Source organism: Gracilibacillus halophilus YIM-C55.5 (assembly GCF_000359605.1).
Taxonomy (GTDB): domain Bacteria; phylum Bacillota; class Bacilli; order Bacillales; family Amphibacillaceae; genus Gracilibacillus; species Gracilibacillus halophilus.
On the sequence record NZ_APML01000071.1, the window covers coordinates 1 to 13,313 of the forward strand.

The 13,313-nt window shown below is 40.4% G+C and carries 10 protein-coding genes and 1 pseudogene; 2 read left to right on the forward strand and 9 right to left on the reverse strand.

From position 1 onward, the window contains the following. From rplD to rpsJ, 3 genes are all read right to left on the reverse strand, one after another. A partial coding sequence (gene rplD / locus J416_RS13035; protein ID WP_003473393.1) for a 50S ribosomal protein L4 occupies positions 1 to 190 on the reverse strand: 190 nt, incomplete at its 3' end. A gap of 22 nt (positions 191 to 212) precedes the next feature. Continuing rightward, positions 213 to 845 carry a 50S ribosomal protein L3 gene (gene rplC / locus J416_RS13040; RefSeq protein ID WP_003473394.1) on the reverse strand — a complete coding sequence of 211 codons (633 nt, stop codon included), beginning with the start codon at positions 843 to 845 and terminating at the stop codon, positions 213 to 215. Positions 846 to 872: 27 nt separating this feature from the next. After that, the gene (gene rpsJ, locus J416_RS13045) at positions 873 to 1,181 is read right to left on the reverse strand and encodes a 30S ribosomal protein S10 (RefSeq protein WP_003473395.1); all 309 of its coding nucleotides are present in this window, start codon (positions 1,179 to 1,181) and stop codon (positions 873 to 875) included. Between the two features lie 294 nt (positions 1,182 to 1,475). Between rpsJ and J416_RS13050 the strand changes: the two genes are divergently transcribed. Both J416_RS13050 and J416_RS13055 read left to right on the forward strand, forming a co-directional pair. Then, positions 1,476 to 3,185 carry a methyl-accepting chemotaxis protein gene (locus J416_RS13050; RefSeq protein ID WP_003473396.1) on the forward strand — a complete coding sequence of 570 codons (1,710 nt, stop codon included), beginning with the start codon at positions 1,476 to 1,478 and terminating at the stop codon, positions 3,183 to 3,185. Positions 3,186 to 3,212: 27 nt separating this feature from the next. Beyond that, a complete protein-coding gene (locus J416_RS13055; protein ID WP_003473397.1) occupies positions 3,213 to 4,247 on the forward strand; it encodes a sugar ABC transporter substrate-binding protein in 1,035 nt (344 codons plus the stop codon). A gap of 547 nt (positions 4,248 to 4,794) precedes the next feature. Here the strand turns inward: J416_RS13055 and tuf are convergent. The 6 genes and pseudogenes from tuf to rpoC all read right to left on the reverse strand — a co-directional run bounded on the left by tuf (position 4,795) and on the right by rpoC (position 13,268). After that, entirely contained in the window at positions 4,795 to 5,985 is a 1,191-nt protein-coding gene (gene tuf, locus J416_RS13060; protein WP_003473398.1) for an elongation factor Tu, read from the reverse strand. A gap of 113 nt (positions 5,986 to 6,098) precedes the next feature. Beyond that, positions 6,099 to 8,177: an elongation factor G gene (fusA, locus tag J416_RS13065; RefSeq protein WP_003473399.1), complete on the reverse strand. Its 2,079-nt coding sequence runs from the start codon at positions 8,175 to 8,177 to the stop codon at positions 6,099 to 6,101. A 38-nt stretch (positions 8,178 to 8,215) separates the two neighbouring features. Further along, positions 8,216 to 8,686 carry a 30S ribosomal protein S7 gene (rpsG, locus tag J416_RS13070; RefSeq protein WP_003473400.1) on the reverse strand — a complete coding sequence of 157 codons (471 nt, stop codon included), beginning with the start codon at positions 8,684 to 8,686 and terminating at the stop codon, positions 8,216 to 8,218. 50 nt (positions 8,687 to 8,736) lie between these two features. Continuing rightward, positions 8,737 to 9,150, reverse strand: coding sequence for a 30S ribosomal protein S12 (rpsL, locus tag J416_RS13075; RefSeq protein ID WP_003473401.1), 414 nt, complete (start codon positions 9,148 to 9,150; stop codon positions 8,737 to 8,739). Positions 9,151 to 9,257: 107 nt separating this feature from the next. Beyond that, a complete protein-coding gene (locus J416_RS13080; protein WP_003473403.1) occupies positions 9,258 to 9,509 on the reverse strand; it encodes a 50S ribosomal protein L7ae-like protein in 252 nt (83 codons plus the stop codon). Between the two features lie 145 nt (positions 9,510 to 9,654). Continuing rightward, positions 9,655 to 13,268, reverse strand: a pseudogene (rpoC, locus tag J416_RS13085) (DNA-directed RNA polymerase subunit beta'). Positions 13,269 to 13,313 lie beyond the last annotated feature (45 nt).

A 13,313-nucleotide genomic window follows, 5' to 3' on the forward strand; every position in this document is an offset into this window, starting at 1 on the left:
GCTTGCGACCGCCGCCACTAACGTTTCCACGAGTCTTTGTTGCATGAGTACCTTGTCGCAAGGACGCTTGTTGCATAACAACAGCTTCATGCAATACATGCTCATTTGGCTCAATGCCAAAAACGGCATCATTTACTTCGACATCTCCTACTTGCGATCCACTTTGGTTATATAGTGCTACTTTAGGCATGACATATCCTCCTTTCGATCAATTATTCACTAGCCTTAACTGCACTCGTAATTTCAACGAACGATTTCTTCGCGCCTGGTACATTCCCTTTAATTAGTAGAATGTTACGTTCAGTATCTACTTTCACGACTTCCAAGTTTTGAATGGTTACTTGGCTTCCGCCCATTTGCCCAGGAAGTTTCTTACCTTTAAAGACGCGCATTGGTTCCATTGCACCCATGCCACCTGGACTTCTATGGAAATGAGAACCGTGTGTTTCCGGTCCGCGTCCTTGGTTGTGTCGTTTAATCGCGCCTTGGAACCCTTTCCCTTTTGAAGTTCCTGTTACGTCAATTTTCTCTCCTGGTTCAAAAATCTCTACGTTTACCTCTTGACCTACTTCATAGTCTTCAAGGTTTACGTCACGGATTTCACGAACGAAGCGCTTAGGAGTAGTGTTTGCTTTCTCAGCATGACCTTTTTCTGGTTCATTTGTTTGAGACGCCTTTTTATCACTAACGCCTAATTGAATTGCTTCATAACCGTCGTTTTCTTCACTACGTTTTTGCAAAACAATGTTAGGATCTGCTTGAACAACAGTGACCGGCAATAGTTCGCCTTCTTCAGAGAAAAGTTGCGTCATGCCGACTTTGCGACCTAAGATTCCTTTCGTCATCCGTTACACCTCCTCAATATTTATAAATTATAATTTAATTTCAATGTCTACACCAGACGGTAAGTCTAAACGCATGAGTGCATCTACCGTTTTTGGCGTTGGACTCACAATGTCAATCAAACGCTTGTGTGTACGCATTTCAAATTGTTCACGCGCATCTTTAAATTTATGTGTTGCACGCAAAACAGTATAAACCGATCTTTCTGTTGGTAGCGGGATCGGTCCTGATACGCCTGCACCTGAACGTTTTGCTGTATCTACGATTTTATCCGCAGATTGATCAAGCACACGGTGTTCATATGCTTTTAAACGAATTCTAATTTTCTCATTTGCCATTATTTACCCTCCTTTTTCGCCCATTTTGTTAAATAGACATTCTCCGCGAAAATTCCTTCGCACGCCCGCCATGGCAAAGGGGCCGGGTGTGCCAACAACCTTCCGCATCATCGCCTGCTTTTAACCAACATTCTACATTATATTAAACCACCACTGAAATTGCAAGGTGTAGCACAATTTTTTTATATTTTTTTGTGATAGCCCTTTCCATTTTTATCATTTTTGTCATATTACCGATATAATAAACGGTCGCTTAAAAAGTAGTCTACTATATATGAAGGGGGAACCGACAACATGAAAGGAAGAAAATTTTGGAGTAACCGATCGATTGGTAGCAAATACGGGATTATATTTGGTATTGTGTTAATCACTTTTACCATATCCGTTATAACTACATATTGGTTATTAACGAGTGCAAACCAATCCATTCAAGAAACAAGAACGAAAAACGAATTGATGACAAACGTATCGCAGCTTATGTCACTCTATCAAGAAAAATATTTGAATGTACCAGAATATATTATTGACGAGAATAGTGACCGACTGCAAAGTTACCTTGATTTAAGTCAATCATTTGTTAATACAGCAAGGAATATAGAGCCTCTGCTTTCAACCAGTGAACAAAAGGAAATCTTTTATCAGATCATGGAAAACAACGATGCTTTAGATGAGTATTACTTCAGCAGAATTGTTCCCAATGTACAACAAATTAATACCGCACAGTTCAATGAATTGCAAACTGAGGCAAGTACGATGAAAGAAGAAACCATGAATTTGGGAGAGCAATTAACAAATCAAGCGATAGAATCTAATAATCATGCCATTAATCAAGCAGAGCAAGGCATAGGTACAACAATTATGACTTTAATCATTTCTATCCTTCTTTCCATGATTATATCTATCATTTTAATTTATTTTGTCACCCGATCCATTCAACGTCGATTACATGCTGTCGTAGAAACGAGTGATGCCATTGCGAACGGTCAACTTAACACACCATCTCTAGATGACCAAGGGAAAAGCGAGGTTGCTCAGTTATCACGTGCAGTAAATCGAATGAAGGATAGCTTGCAAAATATGATTCATGAGATTTCATCGATCGCACAAAACGTCAACCAGAATATGGACACATTCGCTAGTAACTCTTCTGACATTAAAGAAGGTAGTGAACAGATTTCACAAACGATTGAAGAGTTGGCTAATGGCGCCACCAACCAAGCAGATGAAGCAAGCACAATTTCTGAAAAAACAAAAGATTTTAATGATCGTATCTACCAGGCCAGTCAAAATGGGGATAGGTTAGTCACCGTTTCCACAGAAATTCAAGATGTATCATCTAATGGCAATCAACAAATGCAACAGTCTTTAGAACAAATACATACGATCACCGATACTGTCAAAGGATCTGTTGAGAAAGTAGAAGGTTTAGAGAAACAAACAAATGCCATCTCTGAATTTGTTGGCATGATTCAATCAATCGCTGAACAAACAAACCTTTTAGCACTTAATGCTTCCATTGAAGCCTCGAGGGCTGGCGAAGCAGGGAAAGGGTTCGCTGTTGTAGCTGAAGAAGTGCGTAAATTAGCGGAGGAAGTCAGTCAAACATCAGAAAATATTACAAGTACGATTCGAAATATTCAAGATGAAATTCAAGTCATGGTTCATGATTTAAACCATGGTTTCACTGAAGTTAATAAAGGCAAACAACAAATTGAAACATCCGGGCAATACTTCTTTGATATTAATGATAAGATCACAGACATGTCGAAACGGATCGATGACATTTCTTCTGCATTAACCGAATTTCAAACTGCAAGCGATGAAATCAATCAGTCGGTTGAACATATAGCTGCTATCTCTGAGGAGTCTGCTGCAGGTACAGAAGAAATTTCTGCATCATCTTCTGAACAAAAAGATGCGATTCAACAAGTTGCTGACGGTACAGAAGAGTTACAGACATTAGTTCACCGCATGAATCAACTAATTGCTCGTTTTGATTATTAGTCTCTTAAAAAAGAAAGGAGAACAAACATGAAGAAAATTTGTTTTATTTTACTTAGCCTTTTGCTTCTCGTCGCATGTTCAAATAATCAAGATCGTGCGGGACAAGAACAAACCGATCAAAAATTAATGGAAAATAAAGATACTACTTACGTTGGTTTTGCACTTGATACGTTAAGGGAAGATCGTTGGTATCAAGATAAAGAAGCTTTTGAAAAAGAGGTTACCAATTTAGGTGGAAAAGTGAAAACCTTAGCCGCCAATGGTAGTCACGAGGTGCAACTTGAACAAGTGAAATTATTGTTAAATGAAGGTGTTGACGTATTAGTGATTGTACCTACTGATGCTACGAAAGCCGCTGAAGCCGTCGAGTTAGCGAATGAAGCGAATGTACCCGTTGTTTCTTATGACCGATTAGTCTTAAACGCGAATGTCGACTATTATATATCGTTTGACAACGAGAAAGTAGGTGAATTACAAGCACAAGCCATTGTTGATAGAATAGCAGAAGGGAATGTAGCTTATATAGGCGGTGCTGAATCTGATAATAATGCTAAAATGCTACGAGAAGGGAGTATGCGGGTACTAGAACCTTTCATTGAATCAGGTGATATTCAACTTGTATATGACCAGTTTACCGAAGGGTGGTCACCAGAAACTGCACAAGAACAATTATCAACTTATTTAGAAGGAGCCAATCAACCATTGAATGGAATCATTGCTGCAAATGATGGAACGGCAGGTGGTGCCATCGAGGCAATTGGTAATCAAGCTGGAAACATGCCAGTGTCAGGTCAGGATGCAGAGCTAGAAGCGCTTCAACGAATTGTAAATGGCACACAGGCAATAACGGTCTATAAACCGATCGATACCATTGCTAAACAAGCAGCAAGTTTAGCCATGAATATTCATAAGGAAGAAGACATATCAACGGATACTACCATTAACAACGAAAGTAAAGACATACCTACTATACTTTTAGAACCAACGTTAATTAACCAAGATAATATCGATGAAGAAATTATTGAAAATGAGGTATACACGGAAGAAGAGATATACCAGTAGTATCCTTATAAAATGGTGAATATGAAAAATGATGTAAGTGAAAAATCTATGTAAAACCAAAATAAAAAACTCCCATCAATCGTGAGAGCTTCATTCATTATACTTTTGGTGGGGGTTTTAAATTAATGATAAAATTGAAATCCATAAATTCGTTACAATCATTCGTTTTCCTCAAGAACACCTAGTCTCCACTTATAATGCAAACACCTTTATCTCGATAACTGATTTGCGGGATAAATAAATATTCGATGCAAACAAAAACTCGTCAGCCTCTCATTTGACGTGTATAATCGTTTTCGATGCAAATAATACCTCGTCAACTTTTTATTTGACGCATATATCAATTTTTCATGCAAATAGCTGCTATCTGCTCGACTATTTGAAGTATTTATTGATTTTCTATGCAAACAACTGCCTTCATTTCTTCTATTTGACGTAAATCTCTTTATTAGAATATAGCCTGCAGTCATATATCCTGTGTTAATAACAAAAAAATCACCCCAATTGTCATTAGGACAAATTGGGGTGACTTTCTTTGACTCATTGCTTACTTAATGATTTCAGATACAACGCCTGCACCTACAGTACGTCCACCTTCACGGATAGAGAATTTCGTTCCATCCTCGATCGCGATTGGAGAAATCAATTCAACTGTCATTTCTACGTTATCTCCAGGCATAACCATTTCCACACCATCTGGAAGTTCAATAACGCCTGTTACGTCAGTCGTACGGAAATAGAATTGCGGACGATAGTTTGAGAAGAATGGTGTATGACGACCACCTTCGTCTTTTGCTAGTACATAAACTTCAGCTTTGAAGTTTGTATGCGGTGTAATTGAACCTGGCTTTGCAATTACTTGGCCACGGTTAATTTCTTCACGAGCTACACCACGAAGAAGTGCACCGATGTTGTCACCTGCTTCAGCATAATCTAGAAGCTTACGGAACATTTCTACACCAGTAACAGTAGATTTTTGTGCTTCATCATTAAGACCAATAATCTCTACATCGTCACCAACTTGAACCATTCCACGCTCAACACGGCCAGTTGCAACTGTACCACGACCAGTGATAGAGAATACGTCCTCTACTGGCATCATGAATGGTTTTTCAGTGTCACGGTCAGGACGAGGGATGTAATCATCTACTGCTTGCATTAATTCAACAATCGCGTTAACGTATTGCTCTTCACCTTCAATTGCTTGAAGTGCAGATCCTTTAATTACTGGAATGTCATCTCCAGGGAAGTCATATTCACTTAATAGATCACGTACTTCCATTTCTACTAGTTCTAGAAGTTCTTCGTCATCTACCATGTCACATTTGTTCAAGAATACAACAATTGCAGGTACGCCTACCTGACGAGATAATAGGATGTGCTCACGAGTCTGTGGCATTGGGCCATCTGCTGCAGATACAACAAGGATAGCACCGTCCATTTGCGCTGCACCAGTGATCATGTTTTTAACATAGTCAGCGTGTCCTGGGCAGTCAACGTGTGCATAGTGACGATTGTCAGTTTCATACTCTACGTGTGCAGTAGAGATCGTGATTCCACGTTCTTGTTCTTCTGGTGCACCGTCAATATCTTCATATGCTTGTGCTTCACCAGAACCAGACTGGTTATGGAGAACAGTTGTGATTGCTGCTGTAAGTGTTGTTTTACCATGGTCAACGTGTCCAATAGTACCAATATTCACGTGGTCTTTGGAGCGGTCAAATTTTTCTTTGCTCATTTATAGTTCCTCCTTTAATTAAGTAAAAGTTTATATTTACATGTATCTCAGCTTAGAAAGGACATTTCTAAGCTTACAATACAAGTTATACGTGATTTTAGAGAAAAAATCAATTATTCTCCAGCGTTTTTCTTAATAATCTCTTCAGAAATACTCTTTGGTACTTCTGCATAGTGATCAAAGTGCATAGTGTATGTTCCGCGTCCTTGTGTATTGGAACGTAGAGTGGTCGCATAACCAAACATTTCAGATAGTGGAACATATGCTTTCACAACTTGTGAAGGTCCACGTGCTTCCATTCCATCTACACGTCCACGACGAGATGTAACATCACCCATAATGTCACCCATATATTCTTCAGGGATCACTACTTCCACTTTCATCATTGGTTCAAGTAGAACTGGATTACACTTGTTTTTCGCTTCTTTAAGCGCCATTGATGCGGCTACTTTAAATGCCGTTTCGTTTGAGTCAACATCGTGATAGCTTCCATCAAACAGAGTCGCTTTCACGTCAACGAGAGGATATCCAGCTAGCACCCCGTTTTCCATTGCCTCTTTAATACCAGATTCAACGGATGGGATGTATTCACGTGGTACGACACCACCAACGATTTTGTTAACAAATTCGAAGCCTTTACCTTCCTCATTTGGCTCAAAACGGACGTGAACGTGACCATATTGACCACGACCACCAGATTGGCGAATGAACTTACCTTCCACTTCTGCAGAGGAGCGGAATGTTTCACGGTAAGATACCTGTGGTGCACCAACATTTGCTTCGACCTTGAATTCAAGTTTGAGTCGATCAACGATAATGTCTAAGTGTAATTCACCCATACCTGAAATAATCGTTTGACCCGTCTCTTCGTTTGTTTCAGCTTTAAAAGTCGGGTCTTCTTCAGACAACTTACCAAGGGCTGTCGCCATCTTATCTTGGTCAGCTTTTGACTTTGGTTCAATGGCAACAGAAATAACTGGCTCAGGGAAATCCATTGATTCAAGGATAACAACGCTTTTCTCATCACAGAGCGTATCACCCGTTGCCGTTTTCTTCAATCCAACGCCTGCCGCGATGTCACCAGCATAAACCGTTGAGATTTCCTCTCTTGAATTGGCGTGCATCTGCAAGATTCGGCCAACCCGTTCACGGTGGTCCTTTGTTGAGTTCTTCACGTAAGATCCAGAATTTAAAGTACCTGAATACACACGGAAGAATGTGATTTTACCAACAAATGGATCAGTCGCCACTTTAAATGCCAATGCAGAGAAAGGCTCGTTATCGTCTGCTTTACGAACAATTTCCTCTTCTGTACCAGGTACATGACCTTCAATTGGAGGAATATTTAGTGGTGATGGAAGATAGTCAACCACACCATCGATTAATAGTTGAACCCCTTTATTCTTAAATGCGGAACCACAAAATACAGGGTAGAATTCAACATCTAGCGTTGCTTGACGAATACCTTGGCGCAGTTCATCATTTGAGATTTCATCACCTTCTAAGTAACGCATCATAAGGTCTTCATCTAATTCAGCAACTGCTTCAACAAGACTTGAACGATATTTTTCAGCCTGTTCCTTGTACTCATCAGGAATTGGTCTTGCTTCTGCACGAGTACCTAAATCGTCCATGTAATAATAAGCTTCCATAGTGACAAGATCAATGATACCTTCAAAGTTATCTTCTGCACCAATAGGAAGTTGTACAGGATGAGCATTAGCACCTAGACGATCACCTAATGTGCTTACAGAATATAAGAAGTCCGCGCCGACCTTATCCATCTTATTGACAAATACAATACGCGGAACGCCATAAGTTGTTGCTTGGCGCCAAACGGTTTCTGTCTGTGGTTCAACACCAGATTGCGCGTCTAATACAGCAACAGAGCCATCAAGAACACGCAAGGAACGTTCCACCTCAACAGTAAAGTCGACGTGTCCAGGTGTGTCAATAATATTAATTCGATGACCTTTCCATTGTGCAGTTGTCGCTGCCGACGTAATGGTAATACCACGATCTTGTTCCTGCTTCATCCAGTCCATTTGGGAAGCACCTTCGTGTGTTTCACCGATTTTGTGAATTCTTCCCGTATAGAACAAAATACGTTCAGTTGCAGTTGTCTTACCGGCATCAATGTGTGCCATGATACCAATATTACGTGTATTCTCCAAGGAGAACTCTCTAGGCATGCATCTTTCTCCTTCCTACAATAAAGTTATAAAATTTATTACCAGCGATAATGTGCGAATGCTTTGTTCGCTTCTGCCATCTTGTGCATATCTTCGCGTCGCTTAACGGAAGCACCTGTATTATTAGAAGCATCTAATATCTCATTAGCCAAACGTTCTTCCATTGAATTCTCTCCGCGAAGACGTGCATAGTTTACGATGTAACGCAATCCTAGTGCTTGACGTCTTTCTGGACGAACTTCAACTGGTACTTGGTAGTTAGAACCGCCTACACGACGTGCGCGTACTTCAAGTACTGGCATAACGTTTTTCATTGCTTCTTCAAATACATCCATTGCTTTTTGACCGCTACGTTCTTCAACAAGTTCAAATGCACGGTATAAGATTTTTTGTGCTTTTCCTCTTTTTCCGTGGATCATAATCTGATTGATCAAACGTGTAACAAGCTTTGATTGATATAGCGGATCTGGCAAGACATCACGCTTTGGTACTGGTCCCTTACGTGGCATATCTCCCCCTCCTTTCTTCTAGAAAAGTTACTAGATCTGTTTATAACTGCTTATTTTTTAGGTTTTTTCGTACCATATTTTGAACGACCTTGTTTACGTCCTTCAACACCTGAAGTATCAAGTGCGCCACGAACAATATGATAACGAACACCCGGTAAGTCTTTTACACGTCCACCACGAATTAAAACAACACTATGCTCTTGCAAGTTATGTCCAATCCCTGGAATATACGCTGTTACCTCAATTTGGTTAGACAAGCGTACACGTGCATATTTACGAAGTGATGAGTTCGGTTTCTTTGGAGTAAGCGTACCGACACGAGTGCACACACCACGTTTTTGTGGCGCAGAGTGATCTGTCGCAATTTTTCTATGGCTATTATAACCTTTATTTAATGCAGGTGAATCATATTTCTTTGGTTTTGTGACACGGCCTTTACGTACCAATTGATTAATTGTTGGCATATCATTATCCTCCCTTCATTTTATAGTTCATGTAATACCACACATCCAGGTGGTTCATAAAAAGGCAAAAAACAAAGCCTTCGCAAACAGGTTATTGTTTGCAAAAACTACCGTTTAATTGCCACGGCTGCTGCTCCTACTTCAATTCCACATGTTTTGCCTAACCTTTTCATAGAGTTGACATAAGAATATGGAATTTCATACTCGTTTGCTACATGTAACACCTTAGCCGTAACGTGTTCATCTGCATCACGAGCTAAAATGACTTCTTGAGCATTGCCATTTTTCATGGCCTTTACTGTTTGCTTTGTTCCGATTATGACTTGATCTTTACCCATTGCCACTTTTTCATAAGACATATTCATATCCTCCAAAGCAACAAGGTTAACAGAAGCACCTTACATATACTATCATCACCTTATTTCGATGTCAACTTTTCATAAAAAAGTTTATGAGATAATCGTAAAGTACTTCCGTTTTTCCCCTTGTCTTCATTCATTGGAATTATGGTGTAACTTCTTCGGATGCATCTTCTTCCTCGGCCGGCACTACTTCTTCGGCCACATCTTCTTGGATTTGGCGATATCGTTGCATACCTGTACCTGCTGGAACCAGTTTACCGATAATCACATTCTCTTTCAAGCCAAGAAGTTCGTCACGTTTTCCTTTAATCGCAGCATCAGTAAGCACTCTAGTTGTTTCTTGGAAGGACGCTGCTGATAAGAAGGAATCCGTTTCTAACGATGCTTTTGTAATACCAAGTAAGATCGGTTTACCTACTGCTGGTTGACCACCTGATAACAACGCACGTTTATTCGCCTCTTTAAACTGATGAATTTCAAGCAAGGACCCTGGTAATACATCAGTATCTCCAGCATCTGCAACACGTACTTTTCTCATCATTTGACGAACCATCACTTCTACGTGTTTATCGCCAATTTCAACCCCTTGCATACGATATACCTTCTGAACTTCTTTCAAGAGGTATGTTTGTACGCCATCTAAGCCTTGGACTTTCAGTAATTCTTTCGGATCAATAGAGCCTTCTGTTAACGGCTGGCCTGCTTCTACTTGATCGCCTTCTGAAACTTTTAATCGAGCACCATATGGAGCGGTATAGGTCTTCGATTCAACTTCTCCTTGTACGACAATCTCTTGTCTATCTTTCACTTCTTCAACACTTTGCACGGTTCCGAACACTTCGGATATAACGGCTTGCCCTTTCGGATTACGCGCTTCGAAAATCTCTTGAATACGCGGTAAACCTTGGGTAATGTCACTTCCTGCTACACCACCAGTGTGGAATGTACGCATGGTTAGCTGTGTACCTGGTTCACCAATAGATTGGGCAGCAATAATACCGACAGCTTCGCCTACTTCCACTTCGTCACCAGTAGCTAAGTTACGGCCATAACATTTCTTACATGCGCCGTGGTTCGTGTTACATGTGAAGACGCTACGAATCATCACTTCCTCGATTCCAGCATCAACAATTTCTTTGGCAATATCTTCTGTAATCAATTCGTTTTTGCCAACAAGCAATTCTTTCGTCTCTGGATGATACACGTTTTGGAATGCTGTTCTTCCTAGGAGACGATCAAATAATGGTTCGATCATTTCTGTCCCTTCTTGAACAGCTGCTACCGTGAGTCCACGATCTGTTCCACAGTCGTCTTCGCGGATGATAACATCTTGTGCGACATCGACCAGACGACGGGTCAAATAACCAGAGTCTGCTGTCTTCAATGCCGTATCCGCTAGACCTTTACGAGCACCGTGTGTAGAAATAAAGTATTCAAGTACAGTTAGCCCTTCACGGAAGCTTGATTTGATTGGTAGCTCGATAATTCGACCAGATGGGTTCGCCATAAGGCCACGCATCCCTGCAAGTTGTGTAAAGTTTGAAGCATTACCACGCGCACCTGAATCACTCATCATGTAAATTGGGTTTCGTGGATTCAAGGATTCCATAAGCTTTTCTTGAATGTCATCTTTTGCTTTTGACCAAACAGAAATCACGCGATCATAACGTTCTTCATCCGTAATTAAACCTCTACGGAATTGCTTCGTGACTTTATCCACTTTTTCCTGTGCATCTTGCAGAATGTGTTCTTTCTCAGCTAATACAACAATATCCGATACACCAACTGTAATACCTGCTTTGGTGGAATAATAAAATCCTAAGTCTTTCATACGGTCTAGCATTTTAGATGTCTCACTAATCTTAAACCGTTTAAAGACTTCTGCAATAATGTCACCAAAAATGCCTTTCTTGAATGGTGGTAACAACTCTAAGTTATTGATTGCTTCGCGAACATTGCCACCTTTTTCAACAAAGTATTTATCTGGCGTCGCATCTTCTAAGTTCGATGGTGTTGGTTCGTTCATATATGGGAACGACTCAGGTAACATATCATTAAAGATAAGTTTACCTACAGTTGTCATCATCAATTTCTGATTCTGTTCTTCTGTAAATGTTTCTTTATTTAATGATTGAGGGTCGATCGCTACACGGGAGTGTAAATGAACATAACCACTTTGATAAGCCATAAGTGCTTCGTTTAAATCTTTAAACACCATGCCTTCACCGATTGCATTTCCACGTTCCATCGTTAAGTAATAATTACCTAACACCATGTCTTGTGACGGCGTTACAACTGGATTTCCGTCTTTTGGATTTAAAATGTTTTGCGCTGCAAGCATTAATATACGTGCTTCCGATTGCGCTTCAGCTGACAATGGTACGTGAACGGCCATTTGGTCACCGTCGAAGTCGGCGTTGTATGCCGTACAAACGAGTGGGTGTAAGCGAATCGCACGACCATCCACTAGCGTTGGTTCAAACGCTTGAATACCTAAACGGTGAAGTGTCGGCGCACGGTTTAATAGTACCGGGTGGTCTTTAATCACGTCTTCAAGAACATCCCATACTTCCTCATGCAAGCGTTCAATTTTTCGCTTCGCTGATTTAATATTGTGAGCTAAGCCTCGCTCAACTAATTCTTTCATGATAAATGGCTTAAATAATTCGACAGCCATTTCTCTTGGCAATCCACATTGATACATCTTCAATTGAGGTCCAACAACGATAACCGAACGTCCAGAATAGTCAACACGTTTACCAAGTAAGTTTTGGCGGAAACGACCTTGTTTCCCTTTTAGCATATGAGAAAGAGATTTCAACGGTCGGTTGCCAGGCCCTGTCACAGGTCGACCTCTTCTTCCGTTATCAATCAATGCATCGACTGCTTCTTGTAGCATACGTTTCTCATTTTGAACAATAATACTAGGAGCACCTAAGTCCAACAAACGCTTCAAACGGTTATTACGATTAATGACACGACGGTATAGGTCATTCAAATCTGAAGTAGCAAAACGGCCACCATCTAATTGAACCATTGGGCGAAGTTCTGGTGGGACGATTGGCAATACGTCCATGATCATCCAACTCGGATCATTTCCTGAATTACGGAAGGATTCTACTACTTCTAAACGTTTGATCGCACGTGTACGGCGTTGACCTTGCGCTGATTTTAACTCTTCACGTAAAAAGTCTACTTCTTTATCAAGATCGATATCTTGTAATATTTTTTTAATTGCTTCTGCTCCCATATCAGCATGGAATGTATTTCCGTGCTTTTCACGATACGCACGATACTCTTTTTCACTTAACAATTGTTTTCTCTCTAGTGCTGTATCGCCTGGATCAGTCACAATATATGCAGCAAAATAAATGACTTCTTCTAATGCGCGCGGAGACATATCAAGAACAAGTCCCATACGGCTTGGAATCCCTTTAAAGTACCAGATGTGGGATACGGGAGCTGCAAGTTCGATATGGCCCATTCGCTCACGACGGACTTTAGCCTTTGTCACTTCAACACCGCAACGATCACAAACAACGCCTTTATATCGGACCCGCTTATATTTGCCACAATGGCATTCCCAATCTTTCTGTGGTCCAAAAATACGTTCACAGAACAAGCCGTCTTTTTCAGGTTTTAACGTACGATAGTTTATCGTTTCTGGTTTTTTACCTCACCATAAGACCATGAACGAATTTTGTTTGGTGATGCGAGACCAATCTTCATATACTCAAAATTATTTACATCTAGCAAGGGGTAAACCTCCCTTTATCTTTAGGTTTTCATAACAACCAAACA

Excerpts from the sequence above, each read along its gene's own strand:
- tuf (WP_003473398.1), bottom strand. The coding sequence starts at position 5,985 with ATGAGCAAAGAAAAATTTGACCGCTCCAAAGACCACGTGAATATTGGT.
- rpsL (WP_003473401.1), bottom strand. The coding sequence starts at position 9,150 with ATGCCAACAATTAATCAATTGGTACGTAAAGGCCGTGTCACAAAACCA.
- J416_RS13050 (WP_003473396.1), top strand. The coding sequence starts at position 1,476 with ATGAAAGGAAGAAAATTTTGGAGTAACCGATCGATTGGTAGCAAATAC.
- fusA (WP_003473399.1), bottom strand. The coding sequence starts at position 8,177 with ATGCCTAGAGAGTTCTCCTTGGAGAATACACGTAATATTGGTATCATG.
- rpsG (WP_003473400.1), bottom strand. The coding sequence starts at position 8,686 with ATGCCACGTAAGGGACCAGTACCAAAGCGTGATGTCTTGCCAGATCCG.
- J416_RS13055 (WP_003473397.1), top strand. The coding sequence starts at position 3,213 with ATGAAGAAAATTTGTTTTATTTTACTTAGCCTTTTGCTTCTCGTCGCA.
- rpsJ (WP_003473395.1), bottom strand. The coding sequence starts at position 1,181 with ATGGCAAATGAGAAAATTAGAATTCGTTTAAAAGCATATGAACACCGT.
- J416_RS13080 (WP_003473403.1), bottom strand. The coding sequence starts at position 9,509 with ATGTCTTATGAAAAAGTGGCAATGGGTAAAGATCAAGTCATAATCGGA.
- rplC (WP_003473394.1), bottom strand. The coding sequence starts at position 845 with ATGACGAAAGGAATCTTAGGTCGCAAAGTCGGCATGACGCAACTTTTC.